This window comes from Pseudomonas sp. RIT409 (assembly GCF_003052515.2).
Classification (GTDB): Bacteria; Pseudomonadota; Gammaproteobacteria; order Pseudomonadales; family Pseudomonadaceae; genus Aquipseudomonas.
Genome location: NZ_QARE02000030.1, coordinates 1 through 20,531, shown reverse-complemented (window position 1 = coordinate 20,531; position 20,531 = coordinate 1). Strand labels below are relative to the sequence as shown.

Here is a 20,531-nt window from a genome sequence, read left to right as displayed (position 1 = left end):
TCAGGACCTCGGATCGAAGGCGTCACGCAACGCCTCGCCAATGAACACCAGCAACGAAAGAATCAACGCCAGGGTGAAGAACGCCGTGAAACCCAACCACGGGGCCTGCAGGTTCTGCTTGCCTTGACTGATCAGCTCCCCCAGCGACGCGCTTCCCGCCGGCATGCCGAACCCGAGAAAATCCAGCGCCGTGAGTGTCGAAATGGCCCCGGTCAGAATGAAGGGGAGGTAGCTCAATGTGGCGTTCATGGCGTTGGGCAGGATGTGCCGCAGGATCACTTTGCGGTCATCCAGGCCCAGCGCCCGCGCGGCCTTGACGTATTCCAGATTGCGGCCCCGAAGGAATTCGGCACGCACCACGTCCACCAGCGCCAGCCACGAAAACAGCGCCATGATGCCCAGCAGCCACCAGAAGTTGGGCTCGACGAAGCCGGACAGGATGATCAGCAGGTACAACACCGGCAGCCCGGACCAGACTTCCAGCAGGCGCTGCCCGAGCAAGTCCACCCAGCCGCCGTAATAGCCCTGCAGCGCGCCAGCCGCGATGCCGATCAGCGCGCTGATCGCGGTCAGGGCGAGGGCGAAGAGGATCGAGACACGGGCGCCATAGATCACCCGTGCCAACACGTCGCGCGCCTGGTCATCGGTACCGAGCCAGTTGATGTCGGACGGTGGGCTGGGGGCCGGCTTGTTCAAATCGTAATTGGGCGTGTCTTCACTGAATGGAATGGGCGGGAACAGCATCCAGCCGTCGCCCTTGCTGATCAGTTGGCGCACGTAATCGCTGCGGTAGTCCGGCTGGAAAGGCAATTGCCCGCCGAAGGCTTGCTCGGTGTAGCGTTTGAAGGCAGGAAAGTAGAGTTGGTGTTGGTAACTGAGCACCAGCGGTTTGTCGTTGGCGATCAGCTCCCCGCACAGGCTGATGACGAACAGGCCACAAAACAGCCACAGCGACCACCAACCACGGCGATTGTTGCGGAAACGCTCGAAGCGTCGGCGAGCCACCGGAGACAGTCTGCGCATCACGCATTCCTCGCGCTGAAGTCGATGCGGGGGTCGACCAGGGTGTAGCAGATGTCACCGACCAGTTTGATCAGCAGGCCGAACAGGGTAAAGATGAACAGCGAGCCGAACACCACGGGGTAATCCCGGGACACCGCCGCTTCGTAACTCATGCGCCCCAGCCCGTCGAGGGAGAAGATCACTTCGATCAGCAACGACCCGGCGAAGAACACGCTGATGAACGCCTGAGGTATGCCTGCCACCACCAACAGCATGGCGTTGCGGAACACATGACCGTAGAGCACGCGGCGTTCACTCAGGCCCTTGGCTCGCGCGGTCACCACGTATTGTCTCGTCACCTCATTGAGGAAGGAGTTCTTGGTGAGAATGGTCAGCGTCGCGAACCCGCCGATCACCAGCGACGCCACCGGCAGGACCAAGTGCCAGAAGTAATCGGCGACCTTGCCCAGCGGGCTCATCTGGTCGAAGTTTTCCGACACCAGGCCGCGAACCGGGAACCAACTGAGCGAAGTGCCCCCGGCGAACAGCACCACCAGCAGCATGGCGAACAGGAAAGCCGGCATCGCATACCCGATGACGATGGCGGTGCTGCTCCAGATGTCGAAATGGCTGCCGTGCTTGACAGCCTTGCGGATACCCAGCGGAATCGACACCAGGTAGGTGATCAGCGTCGCCCATAGGCCCAACGAGATCGAAACGGGCATCTTTTGCAGGATCAGGTCAGTCACCTTGGCCCCGCGGAAGAAACTGTTGCCGAAATCCAGCCGTGCGTAGTGGCTCAACATCAGCCACAGACGCTCGTGCAAGGGTTTATCGAAGCCGTACTGATGCTCGATCTCCTTGATCAGCTTCGGATCCAGGCCACGGCTGGCGCGGGACTGGCCGGTGTTCATGGTTTCCGTATGACCGGCACCGATGGTGCCGCCCGCCACGCCCTGCAATTTTGCGATGGCCTGCTCCACGGGCCCTCCAGGGGCCGCCTGGACGATGAAAAAGTTCACCAGCAGGATGGCGAACAGCGTCGGGATGATCAGCAGCAGACGCCGCATCAAGTAGCCGAGCATCACTTGATCTCCCAAGGCAGGGCCGAGGCGCCTCGCTGACGCGCGAACTGATCGGTGGTCAGCGCCTGAGGGCTCAGCTCCCACCAGGTATCGATCGCCTCACTGTTGGCAGCCTGCGTGCGGGGAATGCCGAAGCGATTCCACCAGACGGTGGACGAGCCGGGCGGGTAATAATTGGGGATCCAGTAAAACCCCCATTGCAGGGTGCGATCCAGCGCGTGGGCGTAATCGATCATGGCCGATTTGCTGTCGGCTTTGGCCAATCCTTCGATCAGGCTGTCGATGGCGGGATCGCGCAGCACCATGTAATTGCTGGAGCCGGGGTCGCGAGCGACTTTCGATCCGAAGTTGTTGTACAACTCCATGCCCGGGGAGGTCGACACGCCGTAGCCGGTGACGATCATGTCGTAGTCCCTCGCCATCACCCGGTTCAGGTACTGGGCCGAGTCGATGCGTCGGATCTCGAAGCCAACGCCGATCTGCGCCAGGTTGCGCTTGTAGGGCAACAGGATTTTTTCGAAGCCGCTTTGCCCATTGAGGAAGGTGAAACTCAGCGGCTCGCCGGCCGCATTGACCAGTTTGTCGCCTTTGGGCATCCAACCGGCTTCTTCCAGCAACCCCAGCGCCTGAAGTTGTTTGTCACGGATGAAGCCGCTGCCATCGGTTTTTGGCGTATGGAACACTTGGGTGAACACTTCCGGCGGAACTTGACCCCGCAAGGGTTCCAGGATTTTCAGTTCGGATTCGCTGGGCAACTGGGTCGCCGCCAGTTCGCTGTTGGAAAAATAGCTGTTCTGGCGCACGTAGCCGTTGCGCATCATCTGCTTGTTGGTCCATTCGAAGTCCCAGAGCATCGCCAACGCCTGGCGCACCCGGCGGTCCTGAAATTTCGGCCGATCCAGGTTGAACACGAAGCCCTGAGAGCTCTGCACCGCGCCGGGCGCCAGTTGCGCGCGTTGCAGCCGACCCTCGGTCAATGCCGGGCTGTCATAACGCACGGCGTAGCCGGTGGCTGAATATTCGCGGTTGTAGTCATACCCGCCGCCCAGCAACACTTGGCGGGCCACGTCCGTGTCGCCGAAGTACTCGACGCTGAAATGATCGAAGTTATACATCCCGCGGCTGACGGGCAGGTCCCTGGCCCACCACTCGGGGTTGCGCTCGAACGTGATACTGCGGCCCGGATCGACCTTACCGATGCGGTAGGGGCCACTGCCGACCGGGATATCGAAACCGCCGCCGTTGGCGAAATCCCGGCCTTTCCAGTCATGTTCCGGAAACACCGGCAGAGAAGCGAGATCGAGGGGCAGGGTACGGCTTTCGCTGCTTTTGAAGACGAAACGGATCGTGGTGGGCGATTCGACCTCGACCTGCTGTACGTCGCCGAACTCGGTGCGATAGGAGAGGCTGCCCTGGGTCATCAACAGGTTGTACGTGAAGCGCACGTCCTCGGCGGTGATGGCCGTTCCGTCGGAGAAGGTGGCTTTGGGGTTCAGATAGAAACGCAGCGAGAGCCCGTCCGGCGCGCGTTCCATTTTTTCCGCAATCAGGCCATAGACCGTGTACGGCTCGTCCAGGGACCTGACCGCCAGCGGTGAATAAAGAAGACCGTTGACTTGCGATACACCCGTGCCTTTGTCGATGTACGGCATGATGTGGTCGAACTGACCGATTTCCTGCGCAGAGCGACGCATGCTGCCGCCTTTTGGGGCATCGGGGTTCACGTAATCGAAATGTTTGAAATCCGCGGGGTAGCGAGGGGCTTCGCCATAGACGGTCAAAGCGTGCTGTGGTGCGGCGGACAAGGATTGAAAACCCGAAAGCAGGATCAGTGTGGCAGCCAGCAGCGACGAAAAAACAAAACGCATTACACGAATCCTGACTGACGTTGCGCGCAACATCAGGGTTGAAGGTCTTGAGCCGACGATTGCCGCCCGCTCCATCGGTTTTCCATTTGTTGTTGTGCGTTACCTCCGGTGGCAAGGTACCGGAATCCCGTGATCTTTGTCACCGTATCGCCGCGGTCGTCGGTCTGGTCCCTTGCTGGATCAGGCATTGCAAGGAAGGCCATGCTGGACTGCCGTCGGCGGTTGAAAGCCAAGCAAGTTCTCTGCCGGAATCGATTGGACACCGGCTTCTTTCGGACAAAACAAAACGGCCCGCCTAAGCGAGCCGTCTGGGTCAGTCAGCCGGAACCTCAGTCCTGGCGGCTGGTGACCTCGAGCAGGTGGTAGCCGAATTGGGTTTTCACCGGACCTTGAACCACATTGACCGGGGCGCTGAACACCACCGTATCGAATTCCTTGACCATCTGGCCGGGACCGAACGAGCCCAGATCGCCTCCTTGGCGGCTCGAGGGGCAGCTGGAGTTGGCGCGGGCGACCTCGGCGAAGTCAGCTCCGTTTTCGATTTGGGTTTTGAGCTCCTGGCATTTCTCTTCGCTGGAAACAAGGATGTGGCGGGCAGTGGCTTTGGCCATGGAAAGGTACTCCTGATAAAGAGATGAAAGCCTACCGGATTAAGGTCGGGTTTTCCCGCGGAAAGTTCCGACGGGTTCCCCCTCAGGGCGATCATCGTCGGCGATCCCCTGAAGGATTAAGGAGAGGCCAGCGTTTAGCCAGCACCTTGTGACCGTCGATTATCGGTAGCGCAGCCTGTCGACGGCGTCGCGCAACAGTCGCTCTGTGCCGTCCCAGCCCAGGCAGCCGTCCGTCACGGAAACGCCGTAACGCAACGACTCGCTCAACGGCTGGCAACCCTCGAACAAGTGGCTCTCCAGCATCATGCCGATCAGGGTTTGATTCCCTGCCAGGCGTTGCTGCAACACATCGTTGAAGACATGGGGCTGGCGCAGCGGATCCTTGCCGCTGTTGGCGTGGCTGCAATCGACCATGATGCGCGCCGCGATGCGTTGTTTATCGAGGCTGGCGTTGACTCGCTCGATGCTCTGCGCATCGTAGTTGGGTCCGCCATGGCCGCCCCGCAGCACAATGTGGGTGTCCGGGTTGCCAGAGGTTTCGATGACCGCAGGGTGCCCGTGGGCGTCGACCCCGAAATGACGGTGGGCATGAGCGGCAGCGCGCATCGCGTCACAGGCCACTGCAACGCCGCCGTCGGTGCCGTTCTTGAACCCGATCGGCAAAGCAAGGCCGCTGGCCATTTCGCGGTGAATCTGTGATTCGGTGGTGCGCGCGCCGATGGCGGCCCAGCTCAGCAAGTCATCGAAATACCCGGCGGCCATCGGCTGCAGCAGTTCGGTCGCGATCGGCAATCCCAAGCCGACCATCTCGCGCATCAGGGTGCGGGACAGTGTCAGCCCCCCGATCATGTCGTCACTGCCATCCAGGCGGGGATCGTAGGCCAGCCCTTTCCAACCTACCGTGGTACGCGGTTTTTCAACGTAGGCGCGCATGACCAGCAGCATCTGATCGCTGACGTCGGTGGCCAGGTTGGCCAGCCGTTCGGCGTACTCAAGGGCGGATAGCGGGTCGTGAAGGGAGCAAGGGCCAACGACGACCAGTAGGCGACTGTCTTCGCCATTGAGGATGGCGCGCACCGATTGCCGGTGGCGAGCGATCTGCTGGGTCAATTCAGACGTCAACGGCAACTGGTGTTTGAGCGCCATGGTACTGGGCAGACGAGGCGGGGCAGGGTGGGTGTCCATCAACCTGACTGGGCTGTCTGGCAGGTTGGACAAGGCTTTTGCGGCGACGGATGAGTTCATGTGCAAGGCTTCCTGGTCGGCGGGCGTTTTCCCGCGCGGACCTACTGGGGTGTTCGACAAAGGGTCGTGAGCGTCAATGCTGATTCGCCACCGTTGAGTGACCGATCGGAGGCGGCAGGCTGTCCCGAACGGAGGTTGCTAAATCGCCAGTCAAAGCCGAGGTCGCTGCGGTAATAGGTGATGACGTTCATGTGAGGGCTCCTTGAGTCGTAACGGTGTTCGGTGTGTTCAGGCCAGAAAAACAAAACCCCCGATCGGGAGGCCGACCGGGGGTTAGAGTGTTCTCTGGTGGCGTCCCTTTGATCGCGGGCGCCGTTTGGGTATCAGGCGCGCCAGTGGCTAAACCAATACCCATAAAAATAGGAAGCGGGAGAGCGATCCGAACCGCCCTTGCATGCAGTCGGGACCGCCACCTGACGCGAGGCGTCGGCAGGGTTCACAGGCTGTGGAAGGATGGAAAGGAACATGGTCTGTCTCCGTTGAATGACCGGGAGCTTACTTCACGCTGCTGCATCCGGGCAATTGGAAATTTCGATGACATCGATCGGTGCGAGGGCGCTCCGAAGGGTCGGGAGCGTGAACGGTTGAATCCGCCCGCGACATCATGACGAAAAAATGTTTATCGCAGACTGGCCAGTCTACGCTCAGTCAGCCGATGGCTCGCTCTCTGCCACGGGCGCTGTCGGGATGATTCCGATTTTCATGCCAAGAAGCACCGCGACCTTGTGGGATTCGCCACGTCGGCCCTTCTTCCGGCCGGAAAGGATCTGGTAAGTAGTGGCCGGATCGACGCTGTTTTCCCGAGCAAACTCTTGAACAGATTTGCCCTGTTGTTCCAGCCAGGCCTTGGCTTGTGCTGCGGTGCGTATTCCGGGCATAGTTCAAAACCGTTCAAGTCTGTTTAAATTTATCGGGATTCTACCATTCGTAAGGATGGGGTCAATAAGGTTACGCATTCAAATGAGTGGAATTGGTGCCCGTCTTAGGGAAGAACGCGAACGCTTGGGGCTTTCACAACGAGCGTTTGGAGAAATTGGCGGTGTTGAGCCCAATGCTCAGGGTAAATATGAAAGTGGCGACCGCACGCCCAAAGCCGACTACCTGGCGGCCGTGGCCGCCAAAGGTGTCGACGTCCTGTATGTCCTGACCGGCGCGCGCACACCGATGCCGATCGATAACCTGAGTGAAGTGGAGGAATGGGTATTGGGCAGCTACCGAACGCTGGTCAAAGAGGATCAGGATGCCATTCGGCGCCTGACGACGACTCTGGCCGAGTACAAAGCCAGTTATACAGCCGATAAATGAACCGGGTAGGAGGGCCGCGGGTCTAGGGGCGCCGGGCAGCGCCGGTGGAGATTTTTTGCAGGTTCCGAGGTTGGTAGTGGTAGCGTGACGTTATCTCTACACACCCTCTGTCATGGTCAGACGACCGATGTCGCGCTAGGTCATGCACTTTCTTTTTGTTAAGGTGGCGATCTTTCGTCATAAAACGTTCCGCGAGGTGTCTGCTTGATTAGGGTGTTGGTTGTCGATGACCATGATCTGGTTCGGACAGGTATCACGCGGATGCTGGCTGACATCGACGGTCTTCAGGTGGTCGGGGAGGCCGACTCGGGCGAAGAATCCTTGAAAAAGGCTCGCGAGCTCAAGCCTGACGTCATCCTGATGGACGTAAAGATGCCTGGCATAGGAGGGCTGGAGGCCACGCGCAAACTGATGCGCAGCCATCCCGACATGAAGGTGGTCGCCGTCACGGTGTGCGAGGAAGATCCGTTCCCGACCCGCCTGCTGCAAGCGGGGGCGGCGGGCTACATGACCAAAGGTGCGGGGCTGACGGAAATGGTCCAGGCCATCCGCCTGGTGTTTGCCGGTCAGCGCTATATCAGTCCGCAGATCGCCCAGCAATTGGCCTTGAAATCCTTTCAGCCCCAGACCAGCCAATCCCCCTTCGATCTGCTCTCCGAAAGGGAAATCCAGATTGCCTTGATGATCGTCGGGTGTCAGAAGGTGCAGACCATTTCCGACAAACTGTGTCTGTCGCCCAAAACCGTCAATACCTACCGTTATCGTATCTTCGAGAAACTGTCGATCGGCAGTGACGTCGAGCTTGCCTTGCTCGCCGTGCGTCACGGCATGGTCGATGCCAGCGCCTGAAATGAATCCATCGTTCGATCCCAGTGCCTTTCTGGCCACCTGCAGCGGCCGACCCGGCGTGTATCGCATGTTCGACACGGAGGGGCGGCTGCTCTACGTGGGCAAGGCCAAGAACCTCAAGAAGCGCCTGGCCAGTTACTTTCGCAAGACCGGCCATGCGCCGAAAACCAGCGCGCTGGTTGGCCGCATTTCCCACGTTGAGACCACCATCACCGCCAACGAAACGGAAGCCCTGCTGCTTGAGCAGACGTTGATCAAGGAATCACGGCCGCCGTATAACATTCTGTTGCGCGACGACAAGTCTTATCCTTACGTGCACCTGTCGGACGGCGCATTTCCGCGTCTGAGCATTCACCGCGGGGCGAAGAAGGCCAAAGGTCGGTATTTCGGCCCTTACCCCAGTGCTGGGGCCATTCGCGAAAGCCTGAGCATCCTGCAAAAGACCTTTCACGTGCGCCAGTGCGAGGACAGTTTCTACAAAAACCGCACGCGGCCGTGCCTGCAGTACCAGATCAAGCGCTGTAAGGGACCTTGCGTGGGCCTTGTGGAGCCTGAGATTTACGCCGAGGACGTGCGTCACTCGGTGATGTTTCTCGAAGGGCGAAGCAATGCCCTGAGCGATGAACTCAATGCGCTCATGGAGAAGGCCGCGATGGCCCTGGATTTCGAACATGCCGCCGAGTTGCGCGACCAGATCGGCCTGCTGCGGCGCGTTCAGGATCAACAAAGCATGGAAGGCGGGACGGGGGATGTCGATGTGGTCGCGGCGTTCGTCAATCCCGGGGGCGCTTGTGTTCACCTGATCAGCGTGCGTGGAGGCCGGGTGCTGGGGAGCAAGAATTTCTTCCCTCAGGTCGGTATCGAGGAAGAGGTCGGCGAAGTGATGTCGGCTTTCCTCGCGCAGTACTTTTTAGGCGGGGGTGAGCGCGAATTGCCGGGGGAAGTGATCGTCAACGTCGTCAATGAAGACTTTCCTGCGTTGATCGAAGCGATCGAGAACTCCCGTGGTCGTGAAATCACCATCAGTCACCGAGTGCGCGGCACCCGGGCGCGCTGGCAGCAACTGGCCGTCACCAACGCCGAGCAAGCGCTCGCTGCGCGCCTCGCCAACCGTCAACACGTCGCCGCGCGGTTCGATGCGCTGGCCGAGGTCCTCAAACTCGACGAGCCGCCTCAGCGATTGGAGTGCTACGACATCAGCCATTCCAGCGGCGAAGCGACCGTTGCGTCGTGCGTGGTCTTCGGCCCCGAAGGCCCGATCAAGTCGGATTACCGTCGGTACAACATCGAAGGGGTCACGGCCGGCGACGACTATGCCGCGATGCATCAGGCGCTGACCCGGCGGTTCGGAAAGATCAAGGACGGCGAAGGCAAACTTCCGGATATCCTGTTGGTGGACGGTGGCAAAGGCCAATTGAACATGGCGAGGGAAGTCATGAATGAACTGGCCATACCTGATCTGATCCTGTTGGGTGTGGCGAAGGGGACCACACGCAAGGCGGGTTTCGAAACGTTGTACCTCAATGAGGCGGCCAATGAGTTCACCTTGCGTGGCGATTCTCCAGCGTTGCACCTGATCCAGCAGATTCGCGATGAGGCGCACCGTTTTGCGATCACGGGGCACCGCGCGCGCCGCGGTAAAACCCGCCGCACGTCGACGCTGGAAGGGGTAGCCGGGGTCGGCCCGACACGGCGTCGCGATCTGTTGAAGCATTTCGGCGGCCTGCAGGAGCTGTCCCGCGCCAGCATCGAGGAAATCGCCAAGGCACCTGGAATCAGCAAAAAGCTTGCAGAGTCGATTTATGCAAGCTTGCACAGCGAGTAGAATGCCCGTTCACCTTGTAGCCAGTTGTGCCGATGAACATCCCTAATCTGATCACCGTCTTACGTGTCCTGCTGATTCCGATCTTCATTCTGCTGTTTTATCTGCCGTACCACTGGAGCTACCTGGCGGCCAGTTCGGTATTCGCACTCGCGGCCGCGACAGACTGGCTCGATGGCTACCTGGCGCGTCGCCTGCAGCAGAGCACGCCCTTCGGTGCCTTTCTCGACCCCGTTGCCGACAAGCTGATGGTAGCCGTGGCGCTGGTGCTGTTGGTGCAGGTCCATGCCAATTTCTGGCTGACCCTGCCCGCAGCGGTGATCATCGGCCGCGAAATCGTGATCTCTGCATTGCGCGAATGGATGGCCGAGCTGGGCGCGCGTGCTCAAGTCGCCGTTTCGAACCTCGGCAAATGGAAGACAGCAGCGCAGATGCTTGCGTTGGTGATCCTGCTTGCCAACCCGCCTGCCTTTACGTTCTGGGTGGTGTTGGGTTATGTGCTACTGATGGTCGCGGCAGGGCTCACGTTGTGGTCGATGATGCAATATTTGCGGGCGGCCTGGCCGCATTTGAAGACAACGGCGTAGTCGTCGTGGATCAATTGCCCCCTCAAGCGTTCAATTAAGGGGCATTTTCCCCTGCGCCGTGCGTAAAGGCTCCTACCATGAACCCATGGGCGTCGTTGCCTCGAGGTCGCCGCCGCGGCGGGGCTGGATACTGGCGCAAAGGGCAGTGTGCTTTCAGGCGGCGCGCAGTAGGGGCCCATAATAAGTATTTTTAAATCAAGGGGTTGACGGGGTCATTTGAATCTATAGAATGGCGCCCACACCAAGCGGGAATAGCTCAGTTGGTAGAGCACGACCTTGCCAAGGTCGGGGTCGCGAGTTCGAGTCTCGTTTCCCGCTCCAGTTTGTATGCATTGAGCGCTAGCGGTTAGAGCGTTGAATGTTTGAGGCCGAGTAGCAAAATGGTTATGCCGCGGATTGCAAATCCGTTTACGCCGGTTCGATTCCGACCTCGGCCTCCACTATAAACAAGCTCTGTAGATCCATGATTTACAGAGCTTTTTTATTTTTGAGTCTGTAGATTTTTTAGATGTATCCAGCAATGTTTCACGCTTGCGTCGCAGGGAGGGGATGTATATATTCCCAGCTCTTGCGGGTTCAGCAGTCGACAAATGTCGAACCGGCTGAATCCATTTGCAACATGCCCTGATGGTGAAATTGGTAGACACACCGGACTTAAAATCCGTCGTCCGAAAGGATGTGCCGGTTCGACTCCGGCTCGGGGCACCATCTTTCAAACAGGGATTGCAGCGTGCAGTCCTTGTTTCTCCTCTCCCTACTTCGGCCTGTTGAAAGCGCTCGACCACTTTAGCGGGTTTCCGAGTTTTACCTTATTGCTCAGCCTCGAAATCAACTGTCGTGCCGGCTCCCATGACCTGGCCTACCCTTGGGGCGGACTGACGAGAGGTTGCATGGAAAGCATCCGGGCGACTGCTCCACAGCCGACCCATCAGTCACGATCAGTACCGATGATTTCTAGCCAGAAAACGCTGTGAACTCCTGATAATCCGCAGAATCAATCAATCCATCTCGACCCCATGGAGTGCTGTGAAATGGATGAAGAACTGGATTTTGCCACTGACCTGCAATTTTTCGGCTGTGCAGTGCTGATTGTGTTCTGTGCCGGTTTGCTGTGGGCAATCATTTAAGCGCCGCAAGCGGGGATGATGCAGGATTTGCCCGCTCGTCGATCCCATCGCACTCTCGGCGATATCGTCATTCCGATGTGTATGCGCGATAGACCGCGTGTCACTCGGGAGAATGAGATGAACATCGATAACAATGGACCTAAAGCTGCCTATCCCGGCCCGGATGAGCCGAACGCCGATACCGGCGAAGGGCACGGCTCGGGCTTGGAGCAAGCGGCGTCCGAGCCGAAACAGGGGGGCGAGCGCCCCGTCGACTGGAATCCACCCCCTGGCAACCCGGGGTCGGATCAGGACTCGCAGGTCGAACGGGAAAACGGCACGGCGAATACTGGCAGTGGCGTGGATGATGAGCTGGGTTTCGATCCTGACTCTCCCGATGTGTCGGATCCTCAAGTGGATCCGCTGCATCCTGCCCGCACCAGCAATGACCCCGTTTCTCGCGAAGCGGTGCCCGGAAAAGTCCCTGAATAGGAACTGGTTTCGGCATTCCAAGCCCGGCTTTCGCAGCCGGGCTTTTCTTTGGGCACCGCGATCAGCGCCGTCCCGTATCCAGCAGGGGTGTATCAGGGCTTGCGCACGAGTTTTCTGATGAAAGGCGCCGTGCGGCTGGTTTGGGAGCTGGCCACGTGTTCGGGCGTTCCACTGGCCACGACGTTGCCCCCCTCATCGCCGGCGCCCGGTCCGATATCGATCACCCAATCACTCTGCGCAACCACTCGCATTTCATGCTCGACCACGATGACGGTGTGTCCGTTGTCGACCAGGTGATTGAGCTGCTTGAGCAGTCGGTCCACATCGCTGGGGTGCAGGCCCGTCGTGGGCTCATCCAGCACGTAGAGCGTGGCGCCGCGGGCATTACGCTGGAGTTCGGTCGCCAACTTGATACGTTGCGCTTCGCCACCCGACAGTTCAGTGGCCGGTTGGCCCAGGCGCAGATAGCCCAAACCGATGTCATGCAGAACGGTCAGTGCGCGTAACACGCCGGGTTGGGCCGCGAACACCTCGACGGCCTGGTCAACCGTCAGTTGAAGCACCTGGGCAATGGTCAGCCCTTGCCACTGGATGGCCAGTGTCTGCGGGCTGTAACGCGCGCCATGGCAGGTCGGGCAGGGGGCATACACGCTGGGCATGAACAGCAATTCGACACTGACGAAACCTTCGCCTTCGCAGCGCTCGCAACGACCTTTGGCGACGTTGAAGGAGAACTGACCGGCGTCATAGCCAGCGGCTTTTGCGTCGTCGGTGGCCGCGAACAGTTTACGGACATTGTCGAACAGACCGGTGTAAGTCGCGAGATTGGAGCGTGGGGTACGGCCGATCGGTTTCTGATCCACTTGCACCAACCGCTTGATGCCCGTGAGGCCGCTCGTGATGCGGCCATCGGTAGGCTGAGGTGAGTCGTCTTCGAGGCTGAGCTCTTCCTGGTCGGGCCCCGTGGCGGGCCGCCCCAATTCATCACCCACCAATTCCAGCAACGCCTGACTGATCAGGCTGGATTTGCCTGATCCGGAGACGCCCGTCACTGAGGTGAAACAGCCCACCGGGAATTCGGCGCTCAGGTCCTGGAGGTTGTTGCGCGTTACCCCCGCCAGACGCAACCAGTCCTTCGGTTGACGCCGATCGGTGCGCAAGTCGTGTCGATCGTCGAACAGGTGCTCTCGGGTTTTTGATGCCTCGACCTGCGCCAGGCCTGCGGGCGGGCCGCTGTACAGTACCCGTCCACCTTGTTCGCCGGCAGCCGGGCCGACGTCCACCAGCCAATCGGCCCGGCGCATGGTTTCGACATCATGCTCGACCACGAACAGCGAGTTGCCCGCGGCCTTGAGCTGCTGAAGAGCAGCGAACAGCGCTTCGCTGTCGGCCGGGTGAAGTCCGGCGGAGGGCTCATCCAGCACGTAGATCACGCCAAACAATTGCGACCCGAGCTGTGTAGCCAGCCGCAGGCGTTGCAGTTCCCCCGAAGAAAGGGTGGGTGTGCTCCGATCGAGCGAGAGGTAGCCCAGGCCCAGATCGGTCAGGGTGCGGACCCGAGCCAGCAGGTCCTGAGCGATGCGCTCGGCGGCAAGCTTCTTCTCCACGGAAGCGCCCGTCGCGTCGTCTCCCGCTGCGACGGGGGCCAGGATATCGGCCAGGCGTAGCAGAGGCATCTGCGACAGCTCGCCGATGTCCAGCCCAGCGAACTTCACTGAAAGCGCTTCACGCTTCAACCGTTTGCCATCGCACAGCGGGCAGGGACTGCCGCGCATGAACTGAGAAACACGCTTTTTCATGAGCGCGCTTTGTGAATGGGTAAACGTATGCAGAACATACCGCCGGGCGCCGATGAAAGTCCCCTGATAGCTGGGTTCAAGGTTGCGCTTGAGCGCTTGACGGGTTTGTTCGGGCGTCATGCCTGCATACACGGGGGCGGTGGGCTGATCCTCTGTGTACAGAATCCAATCGCGTTGTTTTTTCGGCAGGTCGCGCCAAGGGATGTCCACGTCATACCCCAGCGTCACCAGGATGTCCCGCTGGTTTTGCCCTTGCCAGGCCGGAGGCCAGGAAGCAATCGCGCGTTGGCGGATGGTCAGGGAATCATCCGGCACCATCAGGTCTTCAGGCACTTCATAGACCCGGCCAAGCCCATGGCATTCGGGACAGGCGCCCTGCGGCAGGTTGGGTGAAAAGTCTTCTGCATAGAGCATCGGTTGCCCGGCGGGGTAGTCGCCGGCGCGAGAGTACAGCATGCGAATAAGACTCGACAGCGTGGTCACGCTGCCGACCGAGGAGCGAGTGCTGGGCGTGCCACGTTGCTGTTGCAGCGCCACGGCAGGCGGCAGTCCATCGATGGCGTCCACGTCCGGGACGCCGACCTGATCGATCAGACGCCTGGCATAAGGCGCGACCGATTCGAAATAGCGGCGCTGCGCCTCGGCGTACAGCGTCGAGAAGGCGAGTGAAGATTTGCCCGAGCCGGAAACGCCCGTGAACACCACAAGCGCATCGCGAGGAATGTCGACGTCGACGTTCTTGAGATTGTGCTCGCGCGCGCCTCGCACCCGCACGAAACCGGTACGGTCTGGCGGCGCGTTGGACGAGGCGTCGGAGGGCGGATTGGCTTTTTCAGGCGGTTGTGGCGCAGTCGTCATGGTGGGCCTTGTTCAGCGGTGACAACGCGCAGCTTATCTGCGCGGGCGGTACACGGTGACTCAGGGGGTTTCCTCTCGCAACCGCTCGGCAACTTGCAGGCCGTTGAGGAAACCGGCGAGCGCGGCTTCCTCGAGGCGCAGGCCTTTGCGTTGGCGTGAGCGAGGCAGTTTAGCCAATTCGCCAATCACGAATGCTTCCAGTACCGCCGGGTGGATGTAGCATTTGCGGCACACGGCAGGCGTGTTGCCCAGCAATCGGGCCACTTCTTTGACCATGGCGACGATGTGCTTCTTCGCATCGGATTCCGGTTCCCAGTCCAGTTTACGCAACGTCGCCAGGGCCATGGCGCTGCCAGCCCAGGTGCGGTAGTCCTTCGCGGTGAAGTCGGCGCCGGTCAGTTGATGCAGGTACTGATTGATGTCGTGGGAACTTACGGTGTGCCGCTGACCCTCATCGTCGAGGTACTGGAACAGGTTTTGACCAGGCAGCTCCATGCAACGCTTGATGATGTTCGCCAGGCGTCGGTCGGTCACGCTGACCTGATGCTCGACGCCGCTCTTGCCGCGAAACTGGAACAAAATCTTGCTGCCACGCACGTCGACATGTTTGTTGCGCAAGGTGGTCAGGCCATAGGAACGGTTGTCCCGTGCGTACTGGCTGTTGCCGATTCGGATCAGCGTCTGGTCCAGCAAAGACACCACGGCCGCCATGACTTTCTCTCGGCCCATGCCCGGGGCTGCCAGTTGGGCTTCCAGTTGTTTGCGCACCTTGGGCAGCGCCGCGCCGAAGGCGATCATGCGCGAGTACTTGTTCTCATCTCGGATCTCTCGCCAGCGCGGGTGATAACGGTATTGTTTGCGTCCTCGCGCATCGCGCCCGGTGGCCTGAAGGTGGCCCTGCGGGTCGGCACAGATCCACACATCCTTATAGGCAGGCGGGATGACCAGGGCATTGATGCGTTTGATCTGCGCCTCATCGCGTATGCGTTCGCCGTGGGTATCGAAATAGGCGAATTTGCCCCGCAGGATCTTGCGGGTGAAGCCCGGCTGACTGTCATCGACGTAATGCAGGTCTTTGGGCAGGTCTTCGATGTGGGTGACGTCCGGCATGAGCAGCGGTCCTGATAACGAGTCTCTTGGTTGACCGTTCCCATGCGCAGTCGTGCCGGAATTCTGATCGGATTGTCAGTGGACGCTTCACGCCAGCACCGCCACTGACTTGATCTGCGCCCAGAGCTGCTGGCCCGCTCTGAGGTGCAATTGGTCCCGGGAGTAGCGGGTGATCCGCGCCAGCAACGGAGTGCCCGCGGCGTCGAGCCTGACCAGCACGTGGGCCGCGTTGTCCGCAGCCGCTTCGCTGACCACGGTCACCGGCAAGCGATTGAGGATGCTGCTGTGGTCCTCGGCTTGCAGGCTCAGGCTGACGTCCCGGGCTTGCACCTTGAAGCGTAGCCCTTTGCCGGTCGCCACAGCGCTGTGGGCGACGCGCAAGGTGAGGTCGCTGTGGGGAATCCGCACGGTGACCAATTGGTAAGCCTTGTCGTAGGCGTCGACGACGCCTTCGATGACGACGCCCGCATCGTCTCCCATGGCCAGTGGCAGGTCGAGGCGGGCGAGGGTTTCGCCGATGGGGCCGCTGGCCAGCGCGCGGCCACCGTCGAGCAGCACTAGGTGATCGGCCAGGCGCGAGACCTCGTCCTGGGAATGGCTGACGTACACCATGGGGATTTCGAGTTCAGCGTGCAAGCGCTCCAGATAGGGCAGGATCTCTGCCTTTCGCGGCGCGTCCAGCGCCGCCAAGGGTTCATCGAGCAGCAACAGGCGAGGGCTGGTCAGCAGCGCGCGTGCGATGCCGACGCGCTGGCGTTCGCCGCCCGAAAGCTTGTCGGGACGTCGCGCCAGCAGATGATCGATGCCCAGCAACGTGGTCGCCTGTTCGAGGTCCACTCGACGCTCGGCGGGGGCGACGCGTTTCAGCCCGAATTCCAGGTTACCCCGCACGGTCAGGTGCTCGAACAGGCTGGCTTCTTGAAACACGTAGCCCAGTGCACGCTTGTATGGCGGGACGAATAGGCGAGTGCTGCTGTCCTGCCAGACCTGGCCGTTGATCGAGATGTAGCCGCGGGCCGCCGCTTCAAGCCCGGCAATGCAGCGCAGGCAGGTGGTCTTGCCCGAGCCGGATTGGCCATACAAGGCCGTCACGCCCTGTCCCGGCAGCGACAAATCAAGGTCGACGTCGAAGTCGGGAAACGTCAGGTTCAATCGAATATCGAGGGATGAAGTCATGGGATCAGCGCCAGGCTGCTTGGGTCTTGCCGCGGGAATAGAGCACCAACAGGACCAGGAAGGAGAACGCCAGCATGGCACCGGCCAGCCAGTGTGCTTGTGTGTATTCCATGGATTCGACGTGGTTGTAGATTTGCGTCGACACCACGCGGGTTCGCTCCGGAATGTTGCCGCCGATCATGAGTACCACGCCGAATTCTCCGACGGTGTGGGCAAACCCCAGGATCGCACCCGTGACGAAACCCGGGCGCGCCAGCGGCAACACCACTGAGAAGAACGTGTCCAGCGGACTGGCACGCAGGGTGGCGGCCACTTCCAGCGGGCGCGGGCCGATGGCCATGAAGGCGTTTTGCAAAGGTTGAACCACAAACGGCATGGAATACAGCACCGACCCGACCACCAGGCCGCTGAAGCTGAAGGTCAGGCTGCCGAGCCCCAGGCTCTCCAGAAACCGGCCTACTGCGCCGTTCGGCCCGAGGAACAGCAGCAGGTAGAAGCCGATGACCGTCGGCGGCAGCACCAACGGCAAGGCCACCACTGCGCCAACCGGCCCCTTGAGCCAGGAGCGCGTGTGCGCCAGCCACAGCGCCACGGGCGTGCCGAGGATCAGCAAGATCAGAGTCGTCAGGGAGGCCAGCTTCAGGGTCAGCCAAATGGCGGCAAAGTCCGCGCTGCTGAGCGGCATTTACAGCTGGTACCCGAACGACTTGATCACAGCGGCGGCTTTCGGGCCCTTGAGGTAATCCATCAACGCCTTGGCGGCGGGGTTGTCCTTGCCTTTGTTGAGGATCACCGCGTCTTGTCGGATCGGCTCATGCAGGTCGGCGGGCACGATCCAGGCCGAGCCACTACTCAGCTTGCCATCTTTGTACACTTGCGAAAGGGCGACAAAACCCAACTCGGCATTGCCTGTCTGCACGAACTGATAGGCCTGGGCAATACTCTGGCCTTCAACGATCCGCGCTTTGGTGGCCTCGGTCAGGCCCAGTTTTTCCAGCACCTGCGTCGCAGCGAGGCCGTAGGGGGCCGTTTTAGGATTGGCGATCGACAGGTGCTGGTAACCAGGGCTCTTGAGCACCTCGCCTTTGTCATCGACATAGCCTGCCTTGGCCGACCATAGGGCCAAGGTGCCGACCGCATACGTGAACCGCGAGCCCTTTACGCTTTCGTTCTCGCTTTCCAGCTTGGCTGGGGTCGTGTCATCCGCCGACAGGAACACCTCGAAAGGCGCGCCGTTCTTGATCTGGGTATAGAACTGCCCAGTCGCTCCGTACGAGGCGACCAGCGTATGACCGGTGTCCTTCTCGAAGTCCTTGGCGATCGCCTGGATCGGCGCGGTGAAGTTGGCCGCGACGGCGACCTGTACTTCATCGGCATAACAGGTCGCGGTCGACATGGCGAACAGGGCGATCGTCAAGGAAGTGAACGGGATGCGAAAGGGCGTGGCGCGCATTGAAGCAGCTCCATGATAGCTGGGACAGGGTGATCACGGAGCCGCCGGAGGTCGGTCAACCGCTATGCAGTGAAATATATAGCGACTGATCACCTCAAGGAAGCCCGACGTACACCGTGTCGGTCAGCTGCGGATGCCGCTGAGCCGAGCCAGGGCCCCAATCGCAAGCTCTCGGGTCAGTGTTTCGGCTGGTAAAGCGTGCTTGATGCCCACGGCCTGGCCTGCCCACAGGTTCATGAAGCCCTCGTCGCCTTTGGCTTCAGCCTGGCTGCGCAAGGGCATCAGCGCACCCCCGGCCGTTGGAAAGGCAGGGGCGCTGGGGTTCATCGGGCCGATCTCCCGCATGATGCGGTTGACGATCCCGCGCGCCGGGCGACCGGTGAAAAGATTGGTCAGCGCTGTCTGGCTGTCGGTTGCCGACGCGAGCGCCGTGCGGTGCAGGGGCGAGATTCGGGCTTGTGGAGTGAACAGATAGGCGGTCCCCAGTTGGACCGCAGCGGCGCCGAGCATGAACGCGGCGGCAATCCCACGGCTGTCGGCGATGCCGCCGGCGGCGATGACCGGGACGCTGACGGCGTCGACGACTTGTGGCACCAGGGCCAGTGTGCCGATCTGGGTGTGCAACTGGTCGCTGAGGAACATGCCGCGATGCCCTCCGGCCTCGTACCCCATGGCAATGATCGCGTCGCATCCATGCTGCTCCAGCCAGATGGCTTCCTCGACATTCGTTGCGGAGGAAAGGATGACAGCGCCGGTGGCCTTGACGCGTTCGACGAGGGGCGCGGCGGGCAGGCCAAAATGGAAACTGACCACTTGGGGCTTGAGGTTTTCGACCAAGGCACAACTGGCCTCGTCGAATGGGGCCCGGTTCGAGCGCGGCGTAGGCGCCTCGAAGTCGGCCCCCAGTTCTTGATAGTAAGGCTTGAGGAGTTGCTTCCAGGCCTCATCGGCTGCTGCATTGGGCGCCGGGTTTGGGTGGCTGAAAAAATTGAGGTTCAACGGCGCGCGAGTCCCGGCGCGGATCAATGCCACCTCCTCGATGATCTGTTCATGGCTGAGCATCGCGCAGGGCAGCGACGGCAGCCCACCGGCTCGCCCGACGGCGATGGCCAGTTCCGAGCCTGCAGCCCCTGCCATGGGTGCAAGCAGAATGGGGACTTCGATGCCGAGTAACTTGAGCAACCGGGTGTCAGGCCAGGCAATCATGGGCAGCTTCTCCTGAAAGACTCTTTTCCGCTGGCGACGCGGTGAGGGCGTCGATTATTTTTTTCAGTGCGCGGTTGATTTAATAGACGGTCAGTCTAATATGCAACCCCATGAATGACTCGACTGTTAAACCCAGACGCCCAGGTCGGCCGCCGAAAATCGCCCGTCCGGATGACTTCGACACCCGTGAAGCGCTGATTCGGTGTGGCGTGGAAGTCTTGACCGAACAGGGCTTCATGGCCACCGGTATCGACGGCCTTCTCAAGCGCGTTGGCGTGCCGAAAGGGTCGTTCTATCACTATTTCGCGAGCAAAGAGGCGTTCGGTCTCGACGTCCTGGCCAGCTATGCCGGGTATTTTGCCCGGCGGCTGGACCGCTGGCTGCTGGACGAGTCGCTTTCACCTTTGGAGCGACTGGCCGGGTTCGTGCAACACTCAAAGGCCAGCATGGCGCGCTATGACTACCGTCGAGGTTGTCTGGTCGGCAACATGGGTCAGGAAGTCAGCGTCCTGCCCGAAGGGTTCCGAGGCGCGCTGGAAGCCATCTTCCTCGACTGGCAGCGACGACTGTGCCGGTGTTTCGAAGCCGCTAAAGAGGCGGGCGAACTGCCCCGACACACCGATTGCGCTGAGTTGGCGGCTTATTTCTGGATCGGCTGGGAGGGCGCGGTGCTTCGTGCTCGGCTGGTCCAAGGCGACGCTCCCCTTAACACCTTCATCAGCGGATTTCTCCGTGGCCTGCCACGGTGATTTTCCGGTTCTATTTATAGACGATTGGTCTATACCGGAGGCAAACCATGTTTAACGGCGTTTTGATCGACAAGGATGACGGCGGCTACCAGGTAAAGCTCACCGCCGTTGACGAGGCACAATTGCCGCAAGGCGATGTGACGGTACGCGTGGCCCACAGCACGCTCAACTATAAGGATGCCTTGGCCATCACCAACAAAGGGCCCAT

At 60.6% G+C, this 20,531-nt stretch carries 17 protein-coding genes, 3 tRNA genes and 3 pseudogenes; 10 read left to right on the top strand and 13 right to left on the bottom strand.

From position 1 onward, the window contains the following. The 7 genes and pseudogenes from DBP26_RS24890 to DBP26_RS24865 all read right to left on the bottom strand — a co-directional run bounded on the left by DBP26_RS24890 (position 1) and on the right by DBP26_RS24865 (position 6,689). Positions 1–1,023, bottom strand: coding sequence for an ABC transporter permease (locus DBP26_RS24890; RefSeq protein ID WP_108240243.1), 1,023 nt, complete (start codon positions 1,021–1,023; stop codon positions 1–3). Then, positions 1,023–2,087, bottom strand: a complete 1,065-nt coding sequence (locus DBP26_RS24885; protein WP_108240242.1) for a microcin C ABC transporter permease YejB — start codon at positions 2,085–2,087, stop codon at positions 1,023–1,025. Before DBP26_RS24885 ends, DBP26_RS24890 begins: the two co-directional genes overlap by 1 nt. Then, on the bottom strand, positions 2,087–3,955 hold the full coding sequence (locus DBP26_RS24880; RefSeq protein ID WP_108240241.1) for an extracellular solute-binding protein: 1,869 nt from the start codon (positions 3,953–3,955) through the stop codon (positions 2,087–2,089). Before DBP26_RS24880 ends, DBP26_RS24885 begins: the two co-directional genes overlap by 1 nt. Before the next feature lie 329 nt (positions 3,956–4,284). Then, positions 4,285–4,572: pseudogene (locus DBP26_RS24875) on the bottom strand (peptidylprolyl isomerase); the annotation flags it as partial. Between the two features lie 153 nt (positions 4,573–4,725). After that, on the bottom strand, positions 4,726–5,811 hold the full coding sequence (locus DBP26_RS24870; protein WP_108240239.1) for a 3-deoxy-7-phosphoheptulonate synthase: 1,086 nt from the start codon (positions 5,809–5,811) through the stop codon (positions 4,726–4,728). 41 nt (positions 5,812–5,852) lie between these two features. Next, entirely contained in the window at positions 5,853–6,002 is a 150-nt protein-coding gene (locus tag DBP26_RS27095; protein WP_177411133.1) for a hypothetical protein, read from the bottom strand. A gap of 453 nt (positions 6,003–6,455) precedes the next feature. Then, positions 6,456–6,689, bottom strand: coding sequence for a DNA-binding protein (locus DBP26_RS24865; protein ID WP_108240238.1), 234 nt, complete (start codon positions 6,687–6,689; stop codon positions 6,456–6,458). 82 nt (positions 6,690–6,771) lie between these two features. Here DBP26_RS24865 and DBP26_RS24860 point away from each other — a divergent pair, with 82 nt between their 5' ends. The 8 genes and pseudogenes from DBP26_RS24860 to DBP26_RS27415 all read left to right on the top strand — a co-directional run. Continuing rightward, positions 6,772–7,116 (top strand): helix-turn-helix transcriptional regulator, encoded by a 345-nt coding sequence (locus DBP26_RS24860; RefSeq protein WP_108240237.1) that lies wholly within the window; start codon positions 6,772–6,774, stop codon positions 7,114–7,116. A 204-nt stretch (positions 7,117–7,320) separates the two neighbouring features. After that, positions 7,321–7,965 (top strand): UvrY/SirA/GacA family response regulator transcription factor, encoded by a 645-nt coding sequence (gene uvrY / locus DBP26_RS24855; protein ID WP_108240236.1) that lies wholly within the window; start codon positions 7,321–7,323, stop codon positions 7,963–7,965. A 1-nt stretch (position 7,966) separates the two neighbouring features. Then, entirely contained in the window at positions 7,967–9,790 is a 1,824-nt protein-coding gene (gene uvrC, locus DBP26_RS24850) for an excinuclease ABC subunit UvrC (protein WP_108240267.1), read from the top strand. A gap of 32 nt (positions 9,791–9,822) precedes the next feature. Further along, positions 9,823–10,374, top strand: coding sequence for a CDP-diacylglycerol--glycerol-3-phosphate 3-phosphatidyltransferase (gene pgsA / locus DBP26_RS24845; RefSeq protein ID WP_108240235.1), 552 nt, complete (start codon positions 9,823–9,825; stop codon positions 10,372–10,374). 245 nt (positions 10,375–10,619) lie between these two features. Then, positions 10,620–10,695: transfer RNA gene (locus tag DBP26_RS24840), tRNA-Gly, on the top strand. Between the two features lie 45 nt (positions 10,696–10,740). Next, positions 10,741–10,814: transfer RNA gene (locus DBP26_RS24835), tRNA-Cys, on the top strand. Between the two features lie 181 nt (positions 10,815–10,995). Beyond that, positions 10,996–11,082 (top strand) — tRNA-Leu (locus tag DBP26_RS24830). Between the two features lie 758 nt (positions 11,083–11,840). Beyond that, positions 11,841–11,918, top strand: a pseudogene (locus tag DBP26_RS27415) (DUF6021 family protein); the annotation flags it as partial. Between the two features lie 146 nt (positions 11,919–12,064). Here DBP26_RS27415 and DBP26_RS24820 read toward each other — a convergent pair. The 6 genes from DBP26_RS24820 to DBP26_RS24795 form a co-directional block, all read right to left on the bottom strand. Beyond that, complete coding sequence (locus tag DBP26_RS24820; RefSeq protein ID WP_108240234.1) at positions 12,065–14,629, bottom strand: excinuclease ABC subunit UvrA; 2,565 nt, start codon at positions 14,627–14,629, stop codon at positions 12,065–12,067. 60 nt (positions 14,630–14,689) lie between these two features. After that, the gene (locus tag DBP26_RS24815) at positions 14,690–15,739 is read right to left on the bottom strand and encodes a DNA topoisomerase IB (RefSeq protein ID WP_108240233.1); all 1,050 of its coding nucleotides are present in this window, start codon (positions 15,737–15,739) and stop codon (positions 14,690–14,692) included. Positions 15,740–15,826: 87 nt separating this feature from the next. Next, positions 15,827–16,915, bottom strand: a complete 1,089-nt coding sequence (modC, locus tag DBP26_RS24810; RefSeq protein ID WP_108240232.1) for a molybdenum ABC transporter ATP-binding protein — start codon at positions 16,913–16,915, stop codon at positions 15,827–15,829. Between the two features lie 4 nt (positions 16,916–16,919). After that, positions 16,920–17,600, bottom strand: coding sequence for a molybdate ABC transporter permease subunit (modB, locus tag DBP26_RS24805; protein WP_108240231.1), 681 nt, complete (start codon positions 17,598–17,600; stop codon positions 16,920–16,922). Continuing rightward, positions 17,601–18,311, bottom strand: a complete 711-nt coding sequence (modA, locus tag DBP26_RS24800) for a molybdate ABC transporter substrate-binding protein (RefSeq protein WP_177411135.1) — start codon at positions 18,309–18,311, stop codon at positions 17,601–17,603. A gap of 180 nt (positions 18,312–18,491) precedes the next feature. Continuing rightward, positions 18,492–19,574 (bottom strand): nitronate monooxygenase, encoded by a 1,083-nt coding sequence (locus tag DBP26_RS24795; RefSeq protein ID WP_108240229.1) that lies wholly within the window; start codon positions 19,572–19,574, stop codon positions 18,492–18,494. Positions 19,575–19,684: 110 nt separating this feature from the next. On the opposite strand from DBP26_RS24795, the gene DBP26_RS24790 reads away from it, so the two are divergent. Both DBP26_RS24790 and DBP26_RS27410 read left to right on the top strand, forming a co-directional pair. Beyond that, positions 19,685–20,323 carry a TetR/AcrR family transcriptional regulator gene (locus DBP26_RS24790; protein WP_108240228.1) on the top strand — a complete coding sequence of 213 codons (639 nt, stop codon included), beginning with the start codon at positions 19,685–19,687 and terminating at the stop codon, positions 20,321–20,323. Between the two features lie 47 nt (positions 20,324–20,370). Continuing rightward, positions 20,371–20,531: pseudogene (locus DBP26_RS27410) on the top strand (oxidoreductase); the annotation flags it as partial.

Bases quoted from the DNA above. Each gene is read 5' to 3' on its own strand.
- DBP26_RS24885 (WP_108240242.1), bottom strand. From the start codon at position 2,087: ATGCTCGGCTACTTGATGCGGCGTCTGCTGCTGATCATCCCGACGCTG.
- modB (WP_108240231.1), bottom strand. From the start codon at position 17,600: ATGCCGCTCAGCAGCGCGGACTTTGCCGCCATTTGGCTGACCCTGAAG.
- DBP26_RS24795 (WP_108240229.1), bottom strand. From the start codon at position 19,574: ATGATTGCCTGGCCTGACACCCGGTTGCTCAAGTTACTCGGCATCGAA.
- DBP26_RS24865 (WP_108240238.1), bottom strand. From the start codon at position 6,689: ATGCCCGGAATACGCACCGCAGCACAAGCCAAGGCCTGGCTGGAACAA.
- DBP26_RS24820 (WP_108240234.1), bottom strand. From the start codon at position 14,629: ATGACGACTGCGCCACAACCGCCTGAAAAAGCCAATCCGCCCTCCGAC.
- DBP26_RS24790 (WP_108240228.1), top strand. From the start codon at position 19,685: ATGAATGACTCGACTGTTAAACCCAGACGCCCAGGTCGGCCGCCGAAA.
- DBP26_RS24870 (WP_108240239.1), bottom strand. From the start codon at position 5,811: ATGAACTCATCCGTCGCCGCAAAAGCCTTGTCCAACCTGCCAGACAGC.
- DBP26_RS24860 (WP_108240237.1), top strand. From the start codon at position 6,772: ATGAGTGGAATTGGTGCCCGTCTTAGGGAAGAACGCGAACGCTTGGGG.
- DBP26_RS24880 (WP_108240241.1), bottom strand. From the start codon at position 3,955: ATGCGTTTTGTTTTTTCGTCGCTGCTGGCTGCCACACTGATCCTGCTT.
- modC (WP_108240232.1), bottom strand. From the start codon at position 16,915: ATGACTTCATCCCTCGATATTCGATTGAACCTGACGTTTCCCGACTTC.
- DBP26_RS24890 (WP_108240243.1), bottom strand. From the start codon at position 1,023: ATGCGCAGACTGTCTCCGGTGGCTCGCCGACGCTTCGAGCGTTTCCGC.
- uvrC (WP_108240267.1), top strand. From the start codon at position 7,967: ATGAATCCATCGTTCGATCCCAGTGCCTTTCTGGCCACCTGCAGCGGC.
- modA (WP_177411135.1), bottom strand. From the start codon at position 18,311: ATGTCGACCGCGACCTGTTATGCCGATGAAGTACAGGTCGCCGTCGCG.
- DBP26_RS24815 (WP_108240233.1), bottom strand. From the start codon at position 15,739: ATGCCGGACGTCACCCACATCGAAGACCTGCCCAAAGACCTGCATTAC.
- pgsA (WP_108240235.1), top strand. From the start codon at position 9,823: ATGAACATCCCTAATCTGATCACCGTCTTACGTGTCCTGCTGATTCCG.
- DBP26_RS27095 (WP_177411133.1), bottom strand. From the start codon at position 6,002: ATGAACGTCATCACCTATTACCGCAGCGACCTCGGCTTTGACTGGCGA.